Origin of the sequence: Streptomyces sp. NPDC047971 (genome assembly GCF_040653355.1) — a bacterium.
Classification (GTDB): Bacteria; Actinomycetota; Actinomycetes; order Streptomycetales; family Streptomycetaceae; genus Streptomyces.
Genome location: NZ_JBEZNW010000027.1, coordinates 45,316 through 68,307, shown reverse-complemented (window position 1 = coordinate 68,307; position 22,992 = coordinate 45,316). Strand labels below are relative to the sequence as shown.

Sequence of the window (22,992 nt, the reverse complement as noted above, 5' to 3'; positions counted from 1 at the left end):
CATCATCAGCTCCCCGCCGGTCGGACCAGCCCGGCCGCGGTCCGCAGCAGAATGCGGATGTCCTGCCAGAGCGACCAGTGATCGATGTAGTGGTTGTCGAAGCGGCAGCGGTCCTCGATGGAGGTGTCGCCGCGCAGCCCGTGCACCTGCGCCAGGCCCGTCAGCCCGACCGGCATCCGGTGCCGGTCCGCGTAACCGGTGTGGATCCGGCTGAACTGCGCCACGAAGTACGGCCGTTCGGGCCGCGGCCCGACCAGGCTCATGTCCCCGCGCAGCACGTTCCACAGCTGGGGCAGTTCGTCCAACGAGCTGCGCCGCAGGAAGTTGCCGACCGTGCTCATCCGCCGGTCGTTGGCGACGCTCCACCGGGTCGCGGACTCGGTCTCGTCGGCCGGGCGCAGCGTACGGAACTTCAGCAGGGTGAACAGCCGCCCGTGCTGACCGACGCGTTCCTGCCGGAAGAGCACCCCGGGGCCGTCGGACAGCCGGACCGCCAGCGCGCACAGCAGCAGCACGGGCAGGGCCAGGGCCAGCGCGGGGCCGGTGAGCACGATGTCGAGCGCCCGCTTCACGGACAGGCCACGGCGCTCGCCGGGCGGGATCAGCCGGCGGCAGCCGTATCCCCAGAGGTGGTCGCGCATCGGCCCGTCCTGGAGCTCGCCCCCCACTCGCCAGGTGGTGCAGCCGTAGTGCTGGAAGAGCGTCACCAGACCGCTGTCGTCGGTCAGGAAGACCGCGTCGCGCACCGTGTTCTGGATGACCGCCCGGTGGATCTCCTCCGGCGAGGACAGCACCGGGATCCCGGGCTCCCCGTCCGGCCGCGGGCCGACGATCCCCACCGGGCGGATGCCGTACTCCGGGTGCTGCGCCACCGCCGCCGCGAACCGGCGCGCGGCGCCGGTCCCGCCCACGATCAGCGCCGACCGCGGATGCGACCGGGCGGCACGGCGCCGGCGGGCATGCACGGCCCCGCGGAGGGCGCACACGGCGACGAGATGCGTGGCGACCGCGGTGCAGAGCGCCCCCGGGCCCATCGCCAGAGCGGGTGTGAACGCGGCGACGAGGGCCGCCGCCACGCACCAGGCGCCCGCGGCGCGGACGGCGAGCGCCGGCAGTTCGTCGAGCGCGGAGGCGAAGGCGCCGGGCCGGTGGAGCCCCGCGTACCCGTTGAGCACGAGGACGGTCCCGGCGACCAGCAGGAGCAGCCGGAGCTCCCTGTGCGGCTCGGGCAGCAGCGCGGCGGCGAGCAGGACGGCGAGACCGTCGGCCGCGATCAGCGGTACGGCCGCCGTACGCATCGGCGCGGGCCGGCGCGGTGGCAGCGCGAGCCGGTCCGCCGTGCCGCGCTGCGGTCCGAGGGAGGCGAGTCCCGGCGCGTGGCCCTGGCTCGTCGGGGAGGGGACGCTGGTGCTTTCCGTAGTCACTGCGAAATCGGCTCTCTGTGCTCGGTGCACCGCACTCCGGCCAGCTCGCGGTACACGTCCGCGACGGCCGCGCCGGTGCGCCGCACATCGAATCTGCTGAGTACGTGCTCGTGGGCCCGGTGGCCCAGGGACCGCCGCAACTCCGGCCCGCCCAGAAGGCGGCCGACGGCGGCGGCGAGCGCGGCCGGGTCCTCGGGCGGGACCAGGCACAGGGGTTCGTGACCGGGCGGCAGGCTCTCCCGCGCCCCGTCCACATCGCTGACCACGACCGGCCGGCCGCTCGCCATGGCCTCCAGGGGCGCCAGCGCCATGCCCTCCCAACGGGACGGCAGCACGACCAGATCGGCGGCCCGGTACCAGGGCGCGGTGTCGTCGACGGCACCGGCGAACCGCACCGAGTCCGGCGCCGCGGCCCGCAGCCGCTCGCCGTCCGGCCCGTCACCGACCAGGACCAGCCGGGCCGTCGGGAACTCCCCGAGGACGGCCGGCCAGGCGGCGAGCAGCACGTCCTGCCCCTTCTGCCGGCACAGCCGCCCGACACACACGACGAGGGGCCCGTCGGCCGGGCCGTCGACGACGGCGTCGTCCGCCGCGCCGGCGGCGAACCTCGCCACGTCCACACCGTTGTGGATGACCGACCAGGCCGCCCGGACGCCCGCATCCTCGCCGGTGCGCCGTTCGGCGTCGCTGACGCAGATGATCCGCCGGGTCCAGCGGGCAGCGAGGCGCTCCCACCGCTGGGCCAGCGCGGCGACGGTCCCCTCGACCGCCTCGAAGGACCACGCGTGCGGCTGGTAGACCGTGGGGATCCGTCCGCGCAGGGCCAGCCGGGCGCACAGCCCCGCCTTGGCGCTGTGCGCGTGGACGAGCGCGGGGCGCACGTCACGGATCAGCCGGGCGAGGTCGCGGGTCTCCCGGACCAGTCGTGGGCCGGGATCGCGTCCCGCCCGCCAGGGATACGCCTCCGCGCCCTCGGTCCGGACGGCGGCGTCGAGCGGCGTCCCCGGCGGGCAGGCGACGACGACCCGCCAGCCGGTGGCGAGCTGCGCGCGGACCAGGTCGGTGACGACCCGGGCCACACCGCCGTCACCGGGCTGGACCGCGTGCAGCACCGTGAGGGAAGGGGAGCCGGACTCCCGTGATGACTGCACGTCAGCGCCCGACGTCCGCCTGGAGGAAGAGCGCCCCGAGCCAGACGGTGTCCCGCCGGGAGTCGAAGCGGACGTGGACACGGTCGGCCCCATGGCGCAGGGCACCCCCCAGATCGAAGACGTCGGAGTCGTACCCCAGGGTGTTCCGATGGGCGGGAAGTCGTTCGATCCGACCGGCTCCGGAATCGGTGATGCTGGAGTTCATCACGTCGTCCGCGGAATTGGCGGAATCGGAGAGCCGGACCCCCCTCGACCGGCTCGTTTCCACTGTCAGGGAATCCCCGGAAGTGCCTCGGTCGCCGTCATAGGCGATCATGCCGAGTTGTCCGCCGGAATCCGACGGAATAGCGCTGTCGGAGATCGCCACGCGGACCGGTCCGGTGTGCGGCCCGAGGGTTTCGAAGCCGTCCCAGACCGCCAGCCTGCGCAGCGGTTCCTCGGGGTTCTCGTACGCGACGACCAGCGTCCAGCCACCCCAGCCGCCGACCGCGGAACTCCCCATCGCCACATTGACCTGGGCCACGGTCCACAGCCCGGACCCCGCGGACCTGACGAGGGCGGTGACGTCCGCGGACGCCTGGAACGCGTCGGCGCCGTCGGCCGTGCGGTGCCCGATGGTGGTGTCCGCGAGGACCGGCTTGTACGAGCCGCCGGGTTCGGCGATCAGCACCCGGCCGTTGTCCTTGTGCGGCTTCTGCTCGCCGACGCGCAGGTTCCCACCCCAGTAGAGGCGGGCGTAGCTGACCCGGGAGCCGTCGGGGACACGGATCTCGGCACGGCTGGAGTTGTACGTGTTGGGGTCGGTGTCGACGTCGACGTACCCGATGGCGTAGCCGTCGTTGCGCACTCCGGAGCCCTTGGCGCTCCTCGCCGCCGTGGCCGACGTGTTGGCGGCGCGCACGATCCCGCCGTGCTGAACCGCCTGGTACCGCTGGGCGAAGGGGACGCGGGGGGCTTCCTTGGGTGGGGGCGCGACGGCGGAGGCGGCCGGCAGCGCGGCGGACAGGGCCGCACACGACAGGACGCACAACAGGCCGCGGCGCACAGCAAGAACCGCTGAATTCCGCATACAGGTTCTCCGCTTTGATGAGAGAGAGAAGGGAAGACCCGTGAAGACCGGGGGAGAGGGAGGACTCGGCCGTACGAAATGAGTGAACGCGTGGCGGGACCGAAAGCAACGTTCGGGAACGTTATAACCCCGGCGCCGGGCGATAGTACGCATTAGATGCTCGGAAACGCTAACTCCCGTATCCGTGCGGCAGGTTCCTCGTTGTGCGTGTTGCGCCATTCCACGCCCACTCCCTCGAATGACCCTCCTATGGCCCAAAGATCGGTTGAACGTCACCCGTTCGGGAGAGCAACCGATGAATGGGAGCGGCGTTGTTGAAGGAGTCGGACGAACCCGTCCGCACCGACCCTCTGGTCTGAGTGGTCTGAACACAATCGAGGAGCGCTTCTCCATGTCCCGTATCGCGAAGGCTGTAGTCCTGTCCGTGGGTGTCGCCGCGTCTGTCGCGGGTGCCACCGGCGTCGCCGCCGCCGACTCGCTCGCCGAGGGTGCGGCCGTGAAGTCCCCGGGCGTTCTGTCCGGCAACGTCGTCCAGGTCCCCGTCCACGTGCCGGTCAACGTCTGCGGCAACACCGTCAACGTCATCGGCGCCCTGAACCCGACCTTCGGCAACAGCTGCGCCAACCTCTGATCTCGCACGCCGGATCGTGGTCCTTCCAAGGCCGGCGCGCCGCCCCCGTCCGGGGTGCGGCGCGCCGGCCTTCCGCTCGTTCGGACGCACCCTCGTGCGCCGTCCGGTGCAACGGCGTACGCCCCCCGGAGGAGCAGGTCAGAGGGACGGATTCACTCGAACGGAGGTGTGGCGCTCCGTAGTTCTCCTGTTGCGGAGCGCTATCAGCGCAGGCACGGTGGCCGAGAAGTTGTCCGACGCATAAGGAAAAGGAACACATATGCGTCCTCTGGGAACGAGCTGCCTCAGCGCCCTGGCGATATCAGCCGCCATCACCCTCGGTACGGCGGGCACCGCCGTCGCCGACATACACCACCCGTCCTCCCCGGTCACCGTCGCAGCGAAGGTCCCGCTCCCCGACACCGGCGCCAAGGCCGCCGCGCCCGCCGATGTCGTCGACGACACCCTCGCCGCGGTGGAGGGCGCGGTCGCCGCGCTGCTCGCCTCGGTGTCCGGCACCGTGACCGGGGTCGTCCCGCAGGTCACCTCGCTGGTCGACCAGATCCTGAGCGGTGTGCTCGGCGGTCTGTCCCTCCCCGACCTCGGGGAGTTGCCGAACCTGCCGACGCTGCCGGTCACCGTGCCGGGCCTGCCCGTCGCCCCGCCCGCCCTCACCCCCCAGGTGCCGGCGGTCCCCCAGGTGCCGACGGCGCCCGAGGTGCCCGCGGCGCCCGAGGTGCCCGCGGTGCCCGCGGTGCCCGAGGTGCCCGAGCTGCCCGCGGTGCCCGAGGTGCCCGAGCTGCCCGTGACGCTCCCCGTCACGGCGCCCGTCCGATAGCGGCGACACCGCCGCCGTCCGCGCCGTGCCGGCCCGGTACTCCCGGGCCGGCACGGCGTTTCGCGTACCCGATCGGCAAATACGACCGCGCCCCTTCCTTCGGGTGCAGTGTCGAGAAATCCTTCCTCCCGGAGTTTCCGGGGAGCGCGCCTCTCGTTACAGAAGACAGGAACGACGTGCGGGAATGCCCAACAACCCTGCACAGCAAGCGACTTGCTTGCACAACGACGCCATAGAGGAAGGACTCCATTCATGAAGCCCACCAAGGTCGCCGCGGTCGTCGCCGGTTCCGTCATGGCCCTGGGTGCCGCCGCGCCCGCCATGGCCGCCGAATCGATGGCGGTCCCCACCAGCCTGAACGGTGGTCTCGGGACGCTCGCCAGCGAGGGCCTGAAGACGGACGCGCTGAGCACCACCACGGACGGTTCCGTCGTGAAGACCGTCGGGGACACCGCGAACCAGCTGAACGAGACGACCCAGAGCGCGCCGCTCCTCGGTGGCCTCCCGCTCGGCGGCTGACCGAGACTCAGCAGGACCGTTCCACCGCGCACGTCCCCCCGCGCGGACGACCGCGACACGCGGTCCCGACCCTCCTGGATCGCCCCCCCTCGCTCCGCCGGCCGGCGGACGCTGCACCGGCACGGGCCGCCACCCACTGTGATGGGCCGATTGAATGATTTTCAGTTCGGCCGCCGTGTGGTCCCGGCTCTCCGTAGTGTGCCGCTCCTTACGCTCTCGCCAACCCCCACGGAAGGTTGGCCCATGGAGCGATCGAGGACGGCAGCGCTCGACCTCGCACCGCAGCCCGCGGCGCGCATCTGCCCGGTGTCCCTGAGCCTTGCGTTCCGTCATCAGTCCGTCAGCGACTGACGCACTGAGTGCGTGGACAGGCCGGTCGGAGTGAGGGGGGATCCCCGCCGGTCTCTCCCTTTCTCCAAGGAAGAGCGGTATGCGATCCATCATCAGCCGGAAGCTGTTCACAGCCGCGGCCGCGACGGGCATCCTGTCGCTGACCGGCGGTTTCGCCGTGGCGGCGAACTCCGGTGACGGTCCGGGCGATTCGCCCCACGCCGACACCGGTCACCATCTTCAGGTCCCCCTTCCCGCGAACCTCTGCGGCCATCCCTCGCACATCGAAGGGCCCGCCGCGGTCGCGATCGGCGACCTCTGCGGCCGGCCGGGCGAAGACGAGCCCGACGGCTACGGCGACGACGGCCACGAGAACCCGGACCACCCGACGAAGCCTCCGACGAAGCCGCCCACCAAGCCTCCGACGAAGCCTCCGACCACCCCGCCGACGAAGCCTCCGACCACCCCGCCGACCACCCCGCCGACGAAGCCTCCGACGAAGCCTCCGACGAAGCCGCCCACCAAGCCTCCGACGAAGCCTCCGACCACCCCGCCGACGAAGCCTCCGACGAAGCCTCCGACCACCCCGCCGACGAAGCCGCCGACGAAGCCGCCCACCAAGCCGCCGACGAAGCCGCCGACGAAGCCGCCCACCAAGCCGCCGACGAAGCCGCCCACCAAGCCGCCGACGAAGCCGCCGACGAAGCCGCCGACGAAGCCCCCCACCAAGCCCCCGACGACGCATCCGAGCACCCCTCCGGTGACGACCGCGCCGCCGACGCATCCCGGCGGGCCCGGTGGGCCGGGTAAGCCCGAGCTGCCCGACACCGGAGGCGACGCCGCGCTCATGGGGGCCGCCGCGGTCAGCGCCGCGCTCCTCGTCGGCGGATCCGTGGTGTACCTCCGCGCCGGCCGTGTCGCCCGCGCCGGACGTCCCGAACGCCGACACTGACGCACCCTGCTGACCCAGCGTCAACGAAGGCCCTCGCCGTCACCGGTGAGGGCCTTCCTCGTTGCTGCACACAGGCGAATTTCGCGACGTTCCTTCCGCGGGACTCGTTCTCAGAGCGCATCACCACAGCACCGTGTCATCTGCTCTGAAGGGCGTACGCAGTCATGAACCTGCGATCTCAAGCCGGCATGGGAATCCTCATGACCGCACTCGCCTCCGCGGCCATGGCCGCCCCCGCGGCTGCCGCCGAGGCGCCGGTGACCATCCCGCTCCAGGGCCTGGAGCCGGTGATCCCGATGGACGCCCCCACGGTGGCCACCGGCGTCCCGGTGCCGGTGCCGGGCGGACCCACCGGCTTCCAGGAGGGGCAGTCCGGTCTCCTGCCGGACGTCACCCTGCCGCGGGTGCCGATCGCCGGCACGGTCCCGGAGACCCTCGTCGCCGCGCAGCTGCCCGAGATCATCGAGGGAAGCGAGCCCGGCAAGGCGCTGTTCGCCACCCCCAGCTCACCGGTGAAGGCGACCACTCCCGGTGCGACGGTCGGCAACCCCGTCGTCGCGCCCCGCGGCGACCGGCTCGGGCTGCCGGACCTCGCCGTGCCGGAGATCGGCGTCCTCACTCCCGCGGTGAGCGGAGCGCTGGATTCCCAGGCGGGTCTGGCGCAGCCGACGGCCTGACGGCGGTCTTTTGTACGACCAATGACCCGGCCGGTGAAGACACGATTCTTCCCCGCCACCCGAGGGGTCGTTGCTCGTTACAACAGAAGGCTTGTCGCATGGCCGCGGCCCGCAGATCCACAGGCTCGCTCCGCCGTATCCGACGGCGGGCGGTCCGGTGGTCTGCGGGCCTTCCCCATGTCTTTTCGTCCCGTCCGGCCTAAAGGCCGTGACTCATACGCCAATTCGGCGTTGAACGGGAACGTCGGCCGTCATTCTCGCGGTCGCCATTCCACGTTCAAGGAGTTCTTGATGTCTCGCATCGCGAAGGCTGCCGCTGTTCTCGCCGGCACGGGTGCCGTTGCCCTCAGCGGAGCCGGCATGGCCGTCGCCGACTCGGGCGCCGAGGCCGTTGCCGCCCACTCTCCCGGTGTCGCCTCCGGCAACGTCGTGCAGGTCCCGGTCCACGTCCCGGTCAACCTCTGCGGCAACACCGTGACCGTCATCGGCCTGATCAACCCGGCGTTCGGCAACCAGTGCGCGAACGTCGACGGTCACCACGACGGTGGCTACGGCGGCTGATCGCCCTCAGCACGGAAGCGGCCCCCGGCACACCTGCCGGGGGCCGCTTCCGTGCCCGTACGCGCTACGCGTAGCGGTAGATCCCGCTGTGGTCGAGCATCTCGGCCGGGGTGACGCCCCACGGGCCCATCTTCTCGTCGCGGGCGGCGATCCTGCGGTACTGCGACTCGCCCAGCCGCGGAGGGTGCACCGGCTGATATCCGGCCCGCGGATTGCGCTGCTGCCAGCGCGACCAGAGGAGGTCGACGAAGGAGTGGTGGAGCCAGAAGACCGGATCGTTGACCGAGGCCCCGCCGAGCATCAGACCACCCACCCAGCGGTGCACCCGGTTGTGGATGCGGAAGCGGTCGTTGCCCCGGCCCGGCGCCCAGCCCTCCAGGCGGTTGCGGAACCCGGACTCGCTCGTGGAGTTCCACGGCTCCACGTCGTACACCGTCTCCTTCATCACCTCGTCGAGCTGCGCCTTCGTCGGCAGTGCGATCGGGTCCGCGGGACGGCCGAAGTCCCTGGTCAGGAACGTTCCCTCGGTCATGTTGTGCTTCACGGTCCAGCGGCCGCCGGAGTGGGCGAAGGGGCCGGTCGTCACCTGGAAGTCGCCGCGCCGCCCGTTGCCGCCCATGAAGTCCTCGCTCCACAGCGAGGCCGCCGGGGTGTTGTCCCGGGTCCAGTCCCAGTACGGCACGGTGACCGTCGGGTCGATCCCCCGCAGCGCCCGCTCGAACTCCAGCAGGAACCTGCGGTGCCAGGGCAGGAAGCTGGGGGTCATGTGGGCGACGCGCAGCCGGTCGTCCCCGTCGGCGACGTAGTAGTCGATGTGGGTGCGGACGAAGTCGTCGTACGCGCCCGTCCGCTTGAGCTCCAGGACCGCGGCGACGAACTTCCGCCGCTCGGCGCCCGTCAGATCGCGCTGGTTCTTACGTGTGTACACCACGCGAACTCCCTCCCGGGTGGACACCGTGGGCGGCGGCGAAGCGGCTCAGCCGGGCGGACCCCAGCTCGTCCACGGCCGCGCGGGTGGCCGCCAGCGGCGTCGGATAGGTCTGGTAGTGGTCGACGGGGGTGAGGTAGCCGCCGGCCGCGCAGCGCATCAGATGCAGCCGCCGTCCGTCGACGAGGACCTCCGGCACCCCGGCGGAGGTGGGACGGGCCTGGATGCGACGGCCCCCGTACATCTCGTCGAAGGCGTCGTCCGAGGCGACGGGGGCACGGCGCGGCGCGGTGGCGATACGGGCCAGCGCGCCGCCGGTGAACGCGGCGACGGTCAGGGTGAAAAGGGACCGCAGGGCGACGCGGCGCGTGACGATCATGAGTGGCCTCCTGATGTCGGCTGGGCACCCCCGGCCGAAGGTAGGGGGAGCCCTCAGGGCACAACGATGGAAACCCGACTTCGTTGCGAGCGACATGCCAGCGGGATGAATGTCGGCCGATCGAGTGAATTCGGTCCGGGGTTACGGCTGTTCGGCCACTAGCATCCGGATTCATGACCTCTTCCAATGTCGTTTCCTCGGTACGCAGCGAATCCCCGTTCGGGACGCTCACCGTCGTTCCGTGGACCGTCGGGCCCACCGCCGACACGCCCGTCACTCCCTTTCTGATGGTGTATTCGCTCGGGGACGGCCGCGACGGCCCCGAGGCCGGCGAAGAGGCGATGCGCGCCGCCCTCGACGGCATGGGCGCGCCGCTCGGGGACCGGGTCGTCGACACCGCGGTGGAGCGGGCGACCGGTGCCCATCTGCTCGTCGAGGCCCAGCGGGCCGTGCTCACCCTGCCGTTCCTGAAGGCGCAGGTGCCGGTTCCGGCGGAGTGGGAGGCGGCCGTGCACGAGACCGGGCAGGCCTTCCTCATCTGCTCCGTACGGCCCTGGCCCGACGCGGTGCCCGGAGAGACGGTCACGCCGGAGCGGCTGCATGCCTTCGTCACCGACGACGAGGTCGTCGGGGCCGCGGCGCACCTCCGGCTGCCCGTCCGGCGGCTGCAGGGCTGAGCGGAGAGGGGGCACGTCATGGCGACGGTCAACGTACGGGGCGGGGTGCCGGGGCAGCGCCAGGACGAGGCCCGGGAGAGCGCCGGGACGATCGGTGCGAGCCGGGCCCTCGGTCTGCTGCTGATGATCACCGGGGCGGCCGGGGTGCTGGCCGGCTGGGTGATCACGCTGGACAAGTTCAAGCTCCTGGAGGACCCGAACTTCCAGCCGGGCTGCAGCCTCAACCCGGTGGTGTCCTGCGGCAACATCATGAAGAGCGAGCAGGCGACGGTGTTCGGCTTCCCGAACCCGATGCTCGGGCTCGTGACGTACGGGATGGTCGTCGCGATCGGCGCCGGCATCCTCGCCGGCGCCCGCCACCGCCGCTGGTACTGGCTCGGACTGAACGCCGGGATGCTGTTCGGCGTCGGGTTCTGCACCTGGCTGATGCACCAGTCGCTGTACGAGATCAACGCGCTCTGCCTGTGGTGCTGCCTGGCCTGGGCCGCCACGATCGTCATGTTCTGGTACGTCACCTCGCACAACGTCCGTACCGGCGTGCTGCCCGCGCCCCCCGCCGTGAAGGGGTTCTTCGAGGACTTCACCTTCGCGCTGCCCGTCCTGCACATCGGGATCATCGGGATGCTGATCCTGACCCGATGGTGGGACTTCTGGACCAGCTGACGTGGCCCTCCTCTCCTGGCCGCGGGCCGCACTGATCGTGCTGCTCGCGGCCGTTCTCGCGCTCGCGCTGCCCGACGGGCGCATCGCGCCGGGCTCCCGGCACCTCGCGGAGCCGGCCGCTCCCGACCCGTTGCCCGCGACGGTGCCTTCCGGCTTCTTCACCGGCTCCGACGAGGCGGGCGTGGAGCGGATCGCGGAGGTGGAGCGCTGGCTCGGCGGCGCGTCGCTGAGCGTCGGACACACCTATCTGCCCGGCGACCGCTGGTCCAACATCGAGGGTCACCCGGCGCTCTTCGAGCCCTGGGCGCGCTGGAAGGAGGCCGGGCCGGGGCGGCTCTTCGTCCTGAACGTGCCGCTGCTCGACCGGAACGAGGAGGGGCTGGCCGACGCCGAGGTCAGGGCCGGGCTGCGGCGCGGGGCGGCGGGCGCGTACGACGGCCACTTCCGGACCCTGGGGGAGCGGCTCGTCGAGCACCGGCTCTCCGACGCGGTGCTGGTGCTCGGCTGGGAGATGAACGGCACCACCTACAGCCATCGCTGCGGACCGGACCCGGAGAGCTGGAAGGCGTACTGGCGGCGGGTCGTGGACGTGCTGCGCGCGGTGCCCGGGCAGCGGTTCCGGTTCGACTTCACCGCGAGCCGGGGGCGGGACGCGGTGGAGTGGACGCGCTGCTACCCGGGTGATGCCCACGTCGACATCATCGGGCTCGACGCCTACGACCAGCCCGAGGGGCTCTCCTTCGAGGGACAGGTCACCGAGGACTTCGGGCTCGCGCACCATGTGCGGTTCGCGGCCGAGCACGGCAAGCCCGTCTCGTACCCGGAATGGGGACTCTTCCGCAACGGCGACAATCCGGCGTACGTGCGGGGGATGCTCGACTGGTTCGCGCGGCACCGGCCGGTCTACCAGACCTTCACGGACTACTGCCCGCACGGAGTGTGGGGGTGCGCGGACAACCCCGAGTCGGGACGGGTCGTCAGGGGAGCGCTCGGAGCGACAGCCCACCCTTGAGCGTGTCGACGGTCCGGTCGAGGAGGCGGACCAGGTCGTCGGTCTGTCCGCGCTCGGCCCAGTAGACGGTCGCCTCGCGCAGGGCGCCGAGGACGGCCGCCGTGAAGACCCGTACCTCCAGGTCGTCGGCGTCCCGGCCGGTGCGCTCGGCGAGGGCGCGGGCCATCCGTTGCGCGGTCTCGGCGGCGGTCTCGGTGAGCCGGGCCCGTACGGCCGGGACCTCGACCATGACCCGGGCGCGCAGCCGGGTCTCTTCCGGTTCCTCGGCGAGCGCCGTCGCGACCGCGTCGAGGACGACGGCCCGCAGGGACTCCAGGGGCTCCTCGCCGGCGGGCCGGGCCCGCAGCCGGGCCTCCAGGACGGCGTCGCTCTCGTCGGTGAGGAGGATGTCCTCCTTGACCGGGAAGTAGCGCACCACGGTGGAGGGGGAGACGTCGGCGGTCGCCGCGATGCGGTCCACGGTGGCCGCCTCGTACCCCTGCTCGGCGACGAGCCGGTAGGTGGCCCGGCGGATCGCGGCGCGGGTCCTGAGCTTCTTGCGTTCGCGCAGGCTGGGCTGAGGGGTCGGTTCGGCGGCCATGGCCGTCATTGTGCGGCTCAGGCGTGCTGGTAGGCGACCAGCGAGATGCCCACGTAGTGGACGATGAAGGCCGCGAGGGTCAGCGAGTGGAAGACCTCGTGGAAGCCGAACCAGCGGGGTGACGGGTTCGGCCGCTTCATGCCGTAGATCACGCCGCCGGCGCTGTAGAGCAGTCCGCCGACGATGACCAGGACGAGGACCGCGATGCCGCCCGCCCGCATGAAGTCGGGCAGGAAGAAGACGGCGGCCCAGCCCATCGCGATGTAGCAGGGCGTGTAGAGCCAGCGGGGCGCGCCGACCCAGAAGACCCGGAAGGCGATGCCGGCCGCGGCGGCGACCCAGACCGCCCACATGAGCGGCCGCCCGGTGGAGTCGGGGAGGAGGAGCAGCGTGAGCGGGGTATAGGTGCCGGCGATGATCAGGAAGATGTTGGCGTGGTCGAGGCGCCGCAGGACGGCCTCGCCGCGCGGACCCCAGTTGCCGCGGTGGTACAGCGCGCTGATGCCGAAGAGCAGGCAGGCGGTGAGGACGTAGATCCCGCAGGCGATGCGGGCCCGCGGGGAGTCGGAGAGCGCGACGAGGGTGAGGCCCGCGACGATCACCGCCGGGAACATCCCCGCGTGCAGCCAGCCCCTGAGCCGTGGCTTCAGCAGATGCGGGTGGGACGAGGTGTGCTCTATCCGGGTCACGTCCGGCACGGCTGAAGTCATGAGCCGAATGCTATCTACGCTCCCGTAGGTTCCGGACAGGAGTGGCGATGCTCACGTGTGCGGCCCTCTGGACATATGGGCGCATGCATCGGATGATCAAATGAGTGCGGTCGGCACCGGATGAGCAGCTACGACGCATCCGGGTCGCAGCCCCCACGGGGCAGACATCTAAAAAACCCCTCATCAAGGAGCAATCGTGGCGCGCGAGAACGCGGCTCCCACCACCCTTCCGACCAAGCACCAGGACCTGATCTCCTGGGTGAACGAGATCGCGGCGATCACGCAGCCGGACGCCGTGGTCTGGTGCGACGGTTCCGAGGCCGAGTACGAGCGCCTCTGCGAGGAGCTCGTCGCCAAGGGCACGTTCAAGAAGCTTGACCCGATCAAGCGCCCGAACTCGTACTACGCCGCCTCCGACCCGACCGACGTCGCGCGCGTCGAGGACCGGACCTTCATCTGCTCCGAGAAGGAGGAGGACGCGGGCCCGACCAACCACTGGAAGGCTCCGGCGGAGATGAAGGAGATCTTCGCGGGGGACAAGGGCATCTTCAGGGGCTCGATGCGTGGCCGCACCATGTACGTCGTGCCCTTCTGCATGGGCCCGGTCGGCTCGCCGCTCTCCGCGATCGGCGTCGAGATCACCGACTCCGCGTACGTCGCCGTCTCCATGCGCACCATGACCCGCATGGGACAGGCCGTCCTCGACGAGCTCGGCACCGACGGCTTCTTCGTGAAGGCCGTCCACACCCTGGGCGCCCCCCTGGAGGAGGGCCAGGAGGACGTGCCGTGGCCCTGCAACTCCACCAAGTACATCTCGCACTTCCCCGAGACCCGTGAGATCTGGTCGTACGGCTCCGGCTACGGCGGCAACGCGCTGCTCGGCAAGAAGTGCTACGCCCTGCGCATCGCGTCCGTCATGGCGCGTGACGAGGGCTGGCTCGCCGAGCACATGCTGATCCTCAAGCTCACCCCGCCGCAGGGCGAGGCGAAGTACGTGGCCGCCGCCTTCCCGTCCGCCTGTGGCAAGACCAACCTGGCCATGCTGGAGCCCACGATCTCCGGCTGGACGGTCGAGACCATCGGCGACGACATCGCCTGGATGCGCTTCGGTGAGGACGGTCGCCTCTACGCGATCAACCCCGAGGCCGGCTTCTTCGGCGTCGCGCCCGGCACCGGCGAGCACACCAACGCCAACGCCATGAAGACCCTCTGGGGCAACGCCGTCTTCACCAACGTCGCGCTGACCGACGACGGCGACGTCTGGTGGGAGGGGATGACCGAGGAGCCCCCGGCCCACCTGACGGACTGGAAGGGCAACGACTGGACGCCCGCGTCCGAGACCCCGGCCGCCCACCCGAACGCCCGCTTCACCGTCCCGGCCTCGCAGTGCCCGATCGCCGCGCCGGAGTGGGAGGACCCCAAGGGCGTGCCGATCTCGGCGATCCTCTTCGGTGGCCGCCGCGCCTCCGCGGTGCCGCTGGTGACCGAGTCCTTCGACTGGAACCACGGTGTCTTCCTCGGTGCGAACGTCGCCTCCGAGAAGACCGCCGCCGCCGAGGGCAAGGTCGGCGAGCTGCGCCGCGACCCCTTCGCGATGCTGCCGTTCTGCGGCTACAACATGGGCGACTACATGGCCCACTGGGTCAAGGTCGGCGCCACCGCGGACGCCGCCAAGCTCCCGAAGATCTACTACGTGAACTGGTTCCGCAAGAACGAGGCCGGCAAGTTCGTCTGGCCCGGCTTCGGCGAGAACAGCCGCGTCCTGAAGTGGATCGTGGAGCGCCTGGAGGGCAAGGCCGAGGGCGTCGAGACCCCGATCGGCATCCTGCCGACCGTCGACTCGCTCGACACCGACGGCCTGGAGATGCCGGCGGAGGACCTCGAGTTCCTGCTCAAGGTCGACCGCGACGTCTGGCGCGAGGAGGCCGCCCTGGTCCCCGAGCACCTGAACACCTTCGGTGACCACACCCCGAAGGAGCTGTGGGACGAGTACCGCGCGCTGGTCGAGCGCCTGGGCTGATCCCGCCTCTCAAGACTCGTGACGGGTCGCCCCGAACACCGCCCTGACCAGTGGGGTCACGAACGGCTCGTCACGATGCACACCGGTCCCCCGATGCCCCCTCACGGCCTCGGGGGCCGGTGCTTTTCCGGCCTTGCGCCGAACGGGCTCCCGATCGGAGGGCGTTCAGCGTGACGGGGCGGCCGACCCGCGCGGGTCGCCGGGGATGTGTGGCACCCGGGACGCGCGCCTCCCCGGCACGCGGCCCGGGGCCGTCAGGGGGCGCTGACCAGCTCGGGAGAGGCCAGCGCCGCGGTGTGCGCGTCCATGCGCTCGGCGGCGAGGATCGCGACGGCCGTGTCGGCCCGGGAGGCGGCGACGACCAGGGCGCGGCCCGCGAGGGCATGGGCGCGCTGGTGCAGAGACCGGGCGTCCGAGCCGCTCAGCCCGGCGTGCCGGGCCGGGGGTGCGCCACGCAGCCGGGCCACCTGCCGGGCGATGAGCTCACCGGCCTCCGTGTCGCCCAGCTCGTCCGTGACGGCCAGCAGGGCGGCGAGGTGTCCGGCGAGCTGGATGTCCAGCTCTTCCTCGCGGGAGCGGTGCGGGTACGCGTTCGGGTCGTCGTCGGCCATCCGGTGGACCGACTTCGTGCGGATCGGTTCGTACATGGGACGGCCTCCTGCGGTAGCTCTGCGGCCATCCTAGCTTAGATTCGATCTAAAGTTGAGCGGGGTCCGGTCTGGGCGGGCTACGGCTGGCCGTACCCGTCCAGGAAGCGGCCGATCCGCGTCACCGCGTCCGCCAGGTCCGTGGCCGTCGGGAGCGTGACGATCCGGAAGTGGTCCGGCTCGTGCCAGTTGAAGCCGGTGCCGTGCACCACCATGATCTTCTCGGCCCGCAGCAGGTCGAGGACCATCTGCCGGTCGTCCTTGATCTTGTAGACGTTCGGGTCGAGCCGCGGGAAGAGGTACAGCGCGCCCTTCGGCTTCACGCAGGTCACGCCGGGGATCTGGGTGAGCAGCTCGTACGCCGTGTCGCGCTGCTCCAGCAGCCGGCCGCCGGGCAGGACCAGGTCCTCGATCGACTGCCGGCCCTGCAGGGCGGCGGCGACCGCGTGCTGCGCGGGCATGTTGGCGCACAGGCGCATGTTGGCGAGGATCGTCAGCCCCTCGATGTACGAGGTGGCGTGGCTCTTGGGGCCGCAGACCGCCAGCCAGCCGGAGCGGAAGCCGGCGACCCGGTAGTTCTTGCTCATCCCGTTGAACGTGAGGACGAGCAGGTCCGGCGCGATGGCGGCGGTGGGGGTGTGCGTGGTGCCGTCGTAGAGGATCTTGTCGTAGATCTCGTCGGAACAGACGACCAGGTTGTGGCGGCGGGCGATCTCGGTGAGGGACCGGAGCATCTCGTCGTCGTAGACGGCGCCCGTGGGATTGTTCGGGTTGATGATCACGATCGCCTTGGTGCGATCGGTGATCTTCCGCTCGATGTCGGCGAGGTCCGGCATCCAGTCCGCCTGCTCGTCACAGCGGTAGTGCACGGCCGTACCGCCCGCGAGGGAGACCGAGGCCGTCCACAGCGGATAGTCCGGGGCGGGGACGAGGACCTCGTCGCCGTCGTCGAGCAGCGCCTGCATCGACATCTGGATCAGCTCGGAGACGCCGTTGCCGAGGTAGATGTCCTCGACGGAGAGCGGAATGCCCTTGGTCTCGTAGTGGCTCATCACCGCGCGGCGGGCGGAGAGCAGGCCCTTCGCGTCGCCGTAGCCATGGGCGTCGGCGAGGTTGCGCAGGACGTCCTCGAGGATCGCCGGCGGGCACTCGAAGCCGAAGGCGGCCGGGTTGCCGGTGTTGAGCTTGAGGATGCGATGACCCGCAGCCTCCAGCCGCATCGCCTCTTCGAGCACCGGGCCCCGGATTTCGTAACAGACGTTGGCGAGCTTCGTGGACTGGATCACCTGCATGTCGAGAGCTTACGGCGGGCCGGAGCGGGGCGCCTCGTGTTTTGGGACACGTCGGGCGGAAGGGATGGGCGAAGCGCGAGGTCGGCGGGGGTGCGGAACGCCCGGGCGCGGCGTCCGGGACGTGGACCGCACGGCCGGGCCCACGGACGGGACGGGTGCCCGTGCGGCCGGGTGTGGGGACGGGGTGTGGCCCGTGTGTGGACGCTCCGTAGAATTCGCCGCCATGAGCACCCAGGATCACCGAGCCGCCGGCGCCCCCGGGCGCCGCCGTCATGCCACGGCGCGGCGGGCCCCCTGGACGGGCCGGCTGCTGGCCGGGGGCGGTGTCGTCGCGCTCGGAGTGCTGGTCGCGGTCGTCTCCGGCGCGTTCCGCTCCGGTCAGACCGGCGGGACCCCTGCCGGGGACGACGGACGTCCGGGACTGCCGGCGCTTTTCCAGCCCGATCCGTCGGGGGGCGACCCGGGGACCGGCGGGACCGGCACGCCCGCACCGTCCGCGTCGCAGCCGTCCGGGTCCGCCTCGGCGTCCGCGTCGGCCCGACCCAGTGCCTCCGGTACGCCCGACGCGGCGGCCACCGCGTCGGACGACGCCTCCGCCGATCCGGACGACGGTGCCACGGGTGAGAAGCCCGGGAAGTCGGACACCGCTCCCGGGCAGCAGAAGCGGCCCCAGTGAGGCGAGCGGTCGTGTCGCGGTGGAGCGGTCCGTGGGGTCCCTCCGGATGTCGCCGGATCGGTGCGTTCGGGGCGCTCGCGGTCACGCTGGGCGGTTACACGGCCGGGACGCTGCCCGAGCGTGAGCCGTGGGGGCTCTGGGAGGCCCGGGGATCCGCGGCGACCGTGGCCGGCGCGCTCCTCGCGTACCTGGGGCTGACGCTCCTCGTCGTCGCGTGGTGGCGGTACGGGGTGCTGCTGGCGCGCGGAGTGCGGGCCGCGCGGGACGGGGTGCTCTCCACGCTGGCCTGGTGGACCGCGCCGCTGGTGCTCGCCCCGCCGCTGTACAGCGCGGACGTCTACAGCTACATCGCGCAGGGCGCCATGGTCCTGGAGGGCCACGACGTGTACGGGGGCGGGCCGTCGGTCCTCGGCCCGGGCGATCTCGGGGCGGACGCGGCGGCGAGCGTCGGCGGGCACTGGACCGACACCCCCGCTCCGTACGGGCCGGTCTTCCTCGTCCTCGCGCAGGCCGTGGTGAAGGTGACGGGCGGGGAGATCGTGCCCGCCGTGTTCGGGATGCGACTGATCGCTCTGGGCGCGCTCGTGCTGATCGTCCGTGCCGTGCGGGGGCTGGGGGGCGGCGGGGGAGCGCTCTGGCTGGCCGCGCTCAATCCGCTGCTGCTCGTCCACGTCGTCGCGGGGATGCACAACGACGGGCTCATGATCGGACTGATGCTGAGCGGCGTCGTGCTCGCGGTGCGGGGGCGGTGGGTGCTCGGCTGTGTGCTCGTCGGGCTGGCCATGATGATCAAGTCGCCCGCGGCGGTCGCGCTGCTCTTCATCGGAGTGATGGTCGCGCGGCGGGACGGTGGCCTACGGGGCGTGGTCAAGGGACTCGTTCTCCCCGGGGTCGTCGCGGGGGCGGTCGCCGCGGGGGCCACCGTAGTGGCCGGAACCGGGTTCGGATGGGTGCGGACGCAGGGCGTCGCCGGGGCCATCCACACCGCGCTGTCGGTGACCAGCGACGTGGGTCTGGGTCTCGGGCTGCTGCTCGCGGACGATCCCGATCCGGTGAAGGGCGTGGTGCAGAAGCTGGGGCTCCTCGCGGCGGTCGTGATCATCCTGGCCCTCGCGTGGCGGGCCTGGAGGGGGCGGATCGACCCGGTGCTGGGGCTGGGGCTCTCGCTGGTGGCGCTGGTGGCGCTGTCGCCGATGGTGCAGCCCTGGTACGCGCTGTGGGGCGTGTGCGTGGTGGCGGCGGTCGCGTGGGACTCACGGGCGGGGCAGGTGCTCGCGGTCGTCTCGGGGGCGCTTGTCTACGAGACGGCACCGTCGGGGTCCACACCCTGGTACGGGTTCGTGGTGACCGGGATCGTGCTGGCACTGGGACTCCTGTGGGCGCGGCGGGAGCCGTGGCCCCGGCCCGTCGAAGGGGCCGCGCCCTCGGCCCCGGCACCCCGGACGGCCCCTGCCGACGAGGCCGCGACGCCGTCGTAGCCGAGGTGCGGGAGGCCGCCGGCACCTGGCAATGACCCGTTCGCACGGCGAAGTGGCGGGCGTTCGGCGGGCGGCTGCTCGATACCGTCCCGAAGGCACCTCGGAGCGACCGATGTGCCGGAGGGAGGCCGCACCATGCTGCTCCAGGCGATCGGGGCCCAGCTGCCCGCCGCACTCGCCGTCGCGCTGAGCCCCTTCCCGCTGATCGTCGTCGTGTTGATCCTGACCGGCCGGCACGGACGTCGTCACGGCGTGCTGTTCGCTCTCGGCTGGGTCGCCGGACTCGCGGTCGTGGCGACCGTCGTCGTGGTGCTGTTCGGAGCGGCCGACGATCCCGACAGCACCTCGTCGGCGGTCGCGGACTGGGTCCGGGTCGCCGCCGGAGCCGCGCTGGTCGTCCTCGGGGTGCGCAAGTGGTGGCTGCGGCCGCGGTCGGGCGACGTGGCCGAGGAGCCGCGGTGGATGGCCCGGCTGGACGACGTCACAGCAGGGCGGTCCCTGCTCCTCGGCGTGCTCCTGTCGGGCGCCAACCCGAAGAACTTCGTCCTGACGGCGTCGGCCGCCACGGCGGTCGCCGAAGCGGGCCCCCACGACGTCGATCTCGTGGTGCCGTCGCCGTCTTCGTGTTCCTCGGCTCCTGCACCGTCCTCGGGGCGGTCGCCGTCGAGTTCGCCGGAGGCCGGCGGGCGGGCGCGTTCCTGGAGGGTGTCCGGCGGTTCATGGCCGCCAACAGCACCGTGATCACGGTGATCGTGCTGATTCTCCTGGGCGCCAAGGTGCTCGGTGACGGACTCGCCGGAATCGGCCGGTGACGCGGCCGCGCTCCGGGTGCCCGCCCCCAGGTCCCGGGGGCGGGCCGACCGCGTCACGACAGAGGCGTTCGCCGGATCGACCTGCCGGCCAGGACGTCGGTGCGCTTGCCGTCCTCCATCACGAACTCCCCGCCGATCAGGACGTGCGGGATGCCCACCGGGAAGGTGCGCGGGGACTCGTACGTCGAGCCCGCCGCCACCGTCGTCGGGTCGAAGAGGACCAGGTCCGCCACATAGCCCTCCCGGACCAGGCCCCGGTCCGGGAGGCGGAGCCGGGCCGCCGGGCGGGAGGTCAGGTGGGCCACGCACTCCTCCAGCGAGAGCACGCCCTCCTCCCGCGCGTACTTCCCCAGGTACTCCGGGAACGTCCCGTAGGCCCGGGGGTGCGGCTTGAGGCCCTGCAGGATGCCGTCCGAGCCGCCGGTGTGGACCTGGTGGCGCATGATCGTGCGGACGTTCTCCTCGTGGCCGACGTGCTGGAGGATCGTCGAGCCCAGCCGGTCGTCGATCAGGAGGCGGCGGGCCGTGACCCACGGGGCCTCCCCGCGCGTCGCGGCGGACCGGGCGATCGTCCTGCCCACGAACGACACCAGGTCCGGGTCGCTCACGCCCGAGATCTCGATCGTGTCCCACTCGATCGGCACCCCGTGGCAGCCGTCCGAGCCGATCTCCTCCAGGTGGTGGCGGATCCGTTCCGAGGTCTCCGGATCCCGGAGCCGGGCCAGGACCGCCTCCGGTCCGCCCTCGCTCGCCCAGCTCGGCAGCATGGCCACGAGGGTCGTGCAGCCCGGCGTGTACGGGTAGGTGTCGAGGGTGATGTCGCAGCCGTCGGCGAGGGCCCCGTCGAGGAGGGCCAGCAGCTCCGGCGCCCTGCCCTTGTTCACGCCGAAGTTCATCGTCGCGTGCGCCAGGTGCAGCGCGCAGCCCGCGTCCCGGGTGAGGGCCACCATCTCCTCGTACGCCTGGAGCGCCCCGGCGCCGTACGAGCGGTGGTGCGGGCAGTAGTAGCCGCCGTACCGGGCCACGACCTCGCAGAGTTCGGCGAGTTCGGAGTCGGGAGCGTACATGCCCGGGGTGTACGTCAGCCCCGAGGACATGCCCACCGCGCCCTGTTCCAGGCCCTCCGCGACGAGCTGCCGCATCCGGTCCAGCTCGGCCTCGGTGGCCGGGCGGTCCTCCCAGCCGACCGCGTGCATCCGCACCGTGCCCTGCGGGATCAGGTACGCCGCGTTGACCGCGATCCCGCGGTCGAGACGGTCCAGGTACTCGCCGACGGTGCGCCAGTCGAAGTCGATGTCGGAACCGTCGCCGTTCCAGCCGGTGATGGCCCGGCGGACCTCCGCGAGCGTGCGGTCGTCGACCGGCGCGTACGACAGCCCGTCCTGGCCCAGGACTTCGAGGGTGACGCCCTGCGCGGCCTTCGCGGTGTGCTCGGGGTCGCGGAGCAGCGCGAGGTCGCTGTGGGCGTGCATGTCGATGAAGCCGGGGGACAGAGCGAGGCCCTCGGCGTCGAGGACACGGCGGGCGGTGGGGCGCTGACAGCCCGCCGCCGCGGCCTCCTTGACGATGGCGGCGATCCGGCCGCCGTCGACGGCGACGTCGGCGCGGTACGAGTCCCCGCCGGAGCCGTCGATGACGTCCACGTCGCGGATGACGAGGTCCATGGTGGCGGCTCCTCTAGAAGAAGGTGCGGATGTAGTCGACGACCGTGCCGTCCGCCTCGACCAGGGGGATCAGCTGCCACTTGTCGAAGGACGTGCACGGGTGGGACAGGCCCATGCCCAGCCAGTCGCCGACCTCCAGCTCGGCGCCCCGCTCGGTACGCACCCAGGCGTGCTGGTCGGAGAGGCCGGTGACGGTGATGCCGTCGGCGGGGCGGACCGCGCCCGTGCGGGCGTCGCGGACGACCTGCGCCTCGGGGAGGTGGAGGTCGTACGCGGCGTCGCGCTTGCCCGCGTTGGTGAAGGCCTGCTCGGGCGTCGGGCGGGAGACGACCTGCGCCCAGAGCCGGAACGCGGGCTCCAGCGCGCCCTCCTCGGGGACCCGGTTGAAGGGGGTGAGGTCGCGGTAGTGGCCGGAGTCGTGCGAGACGTAGGCGCCGGAGCGCAGCAGCTTCAGGACGGGGAGGGAGAGTTCGGGGATACCCGCGAAGACGTCGGCGACCGCGTCGAACCAGGCGCTGCCGCCCGCGCTGACGACGATCTCCTCGATCCCGGGGGAGAACCGGCCCGCCTTGTCGAAGTCGGCGGCGAGGGAGACGAGGCGGTTCAGCCACTCGTGCACCCGCTCGGACGTGGCCTGCGGGACCTCGCCCTCGTAGCCGGCGACGCCGACCAGACGCAGGGTCGTGGTCGCCGCGACGGCGTCGGCGACGGCGGCGCAGTCGGCCTCGGTCCGGGCACCGGTCCGGGCCCCCTCGCCGGCGCCGAGTTCGACGACGACGTCCACCGGGCGGCGCGCGCCGGCCTCGGTGAGCGCCGCGTCCATCAGCTCGACCCCGCGCACGGAGTCGACGTAACAGAGGAAGCGGAAGCCGGGGTCCGCGTCGAGCTCGGAGGCCAGCCAGCGCAGGGCGACCGCGTCGACGAGTTCGTTGGCGAGGAAGATCCGGGCGATGCCGTGAGCACGGTAGACGCGGACCTGGTGCGGGACGGCGGCGGTGATGCCCCAGGCGCCGTGCTCCAGCTGGCGGTCGAAGAGCTGCGGGGCCATCGAGGTCTTGCCGTGCGGGGCGAAGGCGAGGCCGTGGCGCTCGGCGTAGACCTCCAGGAGGCGGAGGTTGTGCTCGACGGACTCCGCGGAGAGGGCGAGGACCGGGGTGGTGAAGCCGCCGGTGAACAGGTTCCGACGCTGGGCGGCCAGCTCGCCGACGGTCAGCCCGTCGGCGTCCGGGGGCAGGGCCTTGAAGCGGTGGTCGACGCGCTCGTGGGCCAGCTGTGGGGTGGGCCGGTCGGCGGGCATGGGTCCTCCTGATCGAGGCTGTTGCA

General features: G+C 72.0%; 24 protein-coding genes. 13 read left to right on the top strand and 11 right to left on the bottom strand.

Annotated elements, in window-relative coordinates:
- Positions 1-5 precede the first annotated feature (5 nt).
- The 3 genes from AB0D99_RS24140 to AB0D99_RS24130 are packed head-to-tail and all read right to left on the bottom strand — an operon-like array spanning position 6 to position 3,644.
- Positions 6-1,424, bottom strand: coding sequence for a sugar transferase (locus AB0D99_RS24140; protein ID WP_362365822.1), 1,419 nt, complete (start codon positions 1,422-1,424; stop codon positions 6-8).
- Positions 1,421-2,575 (bottom strand): glycosyltransferase family 4 protein, encoded by a 1,155-nt coding sequence (locus AB0D99_RS24135; RefSeq protein ID WP_362365819.1) that lies wholly within the window; start codon positions 2,573-2,575, stop codon positions 1,421-1,423. Before AB0D99_RS24135 ends, AB0D99_RS24140 begins: the two co-directional genes overlap by 4 nt.
- A 1-nt stretch (position 2,576) precedes the next feature.
- Positions 2,577-3,644, bottom strand: a complete 1,068-nt coding sequence (locus AB0D99_RS24130; protein WP_362365816.1) for a DUF3344 domain-containing protein — start codon at positions 3,642-3,644, stop codon at positions 2,577-2,579.
- A gap of 391 nt (positions 3,645-4,035) precedes the next feature.
- Here AB0D99_RS24130 and AB0D99_RS24125 point away from each other — a divergent pair, with 391 nt between their 5' ends.
- From AB0D99_RS24125 to AB0D99_RS24100, 6 genes are all read left to right on the top strand, one after another.
- On the top strand, positions 4,036-4,275 hold the full coding sequence (locus tag AB0D99_RS24125; protein WP_362365813.1) for a chaplin: 240 nt from the start codon (positions 4,036-4,038) through the stop codon (positions 4,273-4,275).
- A 259-nt stretch (positions 4,276-4,534) separates the two neighbouring features.
- Entirely contained in the window at positions 4,535-5,092 is a 558-nt protein-coding gene (locus AB0D99_RS24120) for a hypothetical protein (protein WP_362365810.1), read from the top strand.
- A gap of 252 nt (positions 5,093-5,344) precedes the next feature.
- Positions 5,345-5,611: a hypothetical protein gene (locus AB0D99_RS24115; RefSeq protein WP_362365807.1), complete on the top strand. Its 267-nt coding sequence runs from the start codon at positions 5,345-5,347 to the stop codon at positions 5,609-5,611.
- 430 nt (positions 5,612-6,041) lie between these two features.
- Entirely contained in the window at positions 6,042-6,893 is an 852-nt protein-coding gene (locus tag AB0D99_RS24110; RefSeq protein WP_362365804.1) for a hypothetical protein, read from the top strand.
- Positions 6,894-7,093: 200 nt separating this feature from the next.
- Complete coding sequence (locus AB0D99_RS24105; protein WP_362365801.1) at positions 7,094-7,570, top strand: hypothetical protein; 477 nt, start codon at positions 7,094-7,096, stop codon at positions 7,568-7,570.
- 291 nt (positions 7,571-7,861) lie between these two features.
- Complete coding sequence (locus AB0D99_RS24100; RefSeq protein WP_362365798.1) at positions 7,862-8,131, top strand: chaplin; 270 nt, start codon at positions 7,862-7,864, stop codon at positions 8,129-8,131.
- A 64-nt stretch (positions 8,132-8,195) separates the two neighbouring features.
- Here the strand turns inward: AB0D99_RS24100 and AB0D99_RS24095 are convergent, their stop codons facing one another.
- Positions 8,196-9,062, bottom strand: a complete 867-nt coding sequence (locus AB0D99_RS24095) for a tyrosinase family protein (protein WP_362365795.1) — start codon at positions 9,060-9,062, stop codon at positions 8,196-8,198.
- Complete coding sequence (locus tag AB0D99_RS24090) at positions 9,046-9,438, bottom strand: tyrosinase family oxidase copper chaperone (RefSeq protein WP_362365792.1); 393 nt, start codon at positions 9,436-9,438, stop codon at positions 9,046-9,048. The genes AB0D99_RS24095 and AB0D99_RS24090 overlap by 17 nt, the downstream gene beginning before the upstream one ends.
- 173 nt (positions 9,439-9,611) lie before the next feature.
- Here AB0D99_RS24090 and AB0D99_RS24085 point away from each other — a divergent pair, with 173 nt between their 5' ends.
- The 3 genes from AB0D99_RS24085 to AB0D99_RS24075 are packed head-to-tail and all read left to right on the top strand — an operon-like array spanning position 9,612 to position 11,790.
- Entirely contained in the window at positions 9,612-10,115 is a 504-nt protein-coding gene (locus tag AB0D99_RS24085) for a DUF5949 family protein (RefSeq protein WP_362365789.1), read from the top strand.
- An 18-nt stretch (positions 10,116-10,133) separates the two neighbouring features.
- The gene (locus AB0D99_RS24080) at positions 10,134-10,778 is read left to right on the top strand and encodes a vitamin K epoxide reductase family protein (protein WP_362365786.1); all 645 of its coding nucleotides are present in this window, start codon (positions 10,134-10,136) and stop codon (positions 10,776-10,778) included.
- A 1-nt stretch (position 10,779) separates the two neighbouring features.
- Positions 10,780-11,790, top strand: a complete 1,011-nt coding sequence (locus tag AB0D99_RS24075) for a glycosyl hydrolase (RefSeq protein WP_362365783.1) — start codon at positions 10,780-10,782, stop codon at positions 11,788-11,790.
- Here the strand turns inward: AB0D99_RS24075 and AB0D99_RS24070 are convergent.
- Both AB0D99_RS24070 and AB0D99_RS24065 read right to left on the bottom strand, forming a co-directional pair.
- Positions 11,756-12,379: a TetR family transcriptional regulator gene (locus AB0D99_RS24070; RefSeq protein WP_362365780.1), complete on the bottom strand. Its 624-nt coding sequence runs from the start codon at positions 12,377-12,379 to the stop codon at positions 11,756-11,758. The genes AB0D99_RS24075 and AB0D99_RS24070 overlap by 35 nt on opposite strands.
- A gap of 8 nt (positions 12,380-12,387) precedes the next feature.
- Positions 12,388-13,080: a hemolysin III family protein gene (locus tag AB0D99_RS24065; protein ID WP_362365777.1), complete on the bottom strand. Its 693-nt coding sequence runs from the start codon at positions 13,078-13,080 to the stop codon at positions 12,388-12,390.
- Positions 13,081-13,276: 196 nt separating this feature from the next.
- Between AB0D99_RS24065 and AB0D99_RS24060 the strand changes: the two genes are divergently transcribed.
- Positions 13,277-15,100, top strand: coding sequence for a phosphoenolpyruvate carboxykinase (GTP) (locus AB0D99_RS24060; protein ID WP_362365774.1), 1,824 nt, complete (start codon positions 13,277-13,279; stop codon positions 15,098-15,100).
- A 254-nt stretch (positions 15,101-15,354) separates the two neighbouring features.
- Here the strand turns inward: AB0D99_RS24060 and AB0D99_RS24055 are convergent, their stop codons facing one another.
- Complete coding sequence (locus tag AB0D99_RS24055; RefSeq protein ID WP_362365771.1) at positions 15,355-15,747, bottom strand: hypothetical protein; 393 nt, start codon at positions 15,745-15,747, stop codon at positions 15,355-15,357.
- An 80-nt stretch (positions 15,748-15,827) separates the two neighbouring features.
- Entirely contained in the window at positions 15,828-17,039 is a 1,212-nt protein-coding gene (locus tag AB0D99_RS24050) for a pyridoxal phosphate-dependent aminotransferase (RefSeq protein WP_362365768.1), read from the bottom strand.
- A gap of 223 nt (positions 17,040-17,262) precedes the next feature.
- On the opposite strand from AB0D99_RS24050, the gene AB0D99_RS24045 reads away from it, so the two are divergent.
- From AB0D99_RS24045 to AB0D99_RS24035, 3 genes are all read left to right on the top strand, one after another.
- Positions 17,263-17,715, top strand: a complete 453-nt coding sequence (locus AB0D99_RS24045; RefSeq protein ID WP_362365765.1) for a hypothetical protein — start codon at positions 17,263-17,265, stop codon at positions 17,713-17,715.
- An 11-nt stretch (positions 17,716-17,726) separates the two neighbouring features.
- Positions 17,727-19,193: a polyprenol phosphomannose-dependent alpha 1,6 mannosyltransferase MptB gene (mptB, locus tag AB0D99_RS24040; RefSeq protein WP_362365762.1), complete on the top strand. Its 1,467-nt coding sequence runs from the start codon at positions 17,727-17,729 to the stop codon at positions 19,191-19,193.
- A gap of 135 nt (positions 19,194-19,328) precedes the next feature.
- Entirely contained in the window at positions 19,329-19,934 is a 606-nt protein-coding gene (locus AB0D99_RS24035; RefSeq protein WP_362365759.1) for a GAP family protein, read from the top strand.
- A gap of 124 nt (positions 19,935-20,058) precedes the next feature.
- On the opposite strand, the gene AB0D99_RS24030 is transcribed toward AB0D99_RS24035, so the two are convergent.
- The gene (locus tag AB0D99_RS24030; protein WP_362365756.1) at positions 20,059-21,669 is read right to left on the bottom strand and encodes a D-aminoacylase; all 1,611 of its coding nucleotides are present in this window, start codon (positions 21,667-21,669) and stop codon (positions 20,059-20,061) included.
- Positions 21,670-21,682: 13 nt separating this feature from the next.
- A complete protein-coding gene (locus tag AB0D99_RS24025; RefSeq protein WP_362365753.1) occupies positions 21,683-22,966 on the bottom strand; it encodes an alanine racemase in 1,284 nt (427 codons plus the stop codon).
- Between the last annotated feature and the right edge of the window lie 26 nt (positions 22,967-22,992).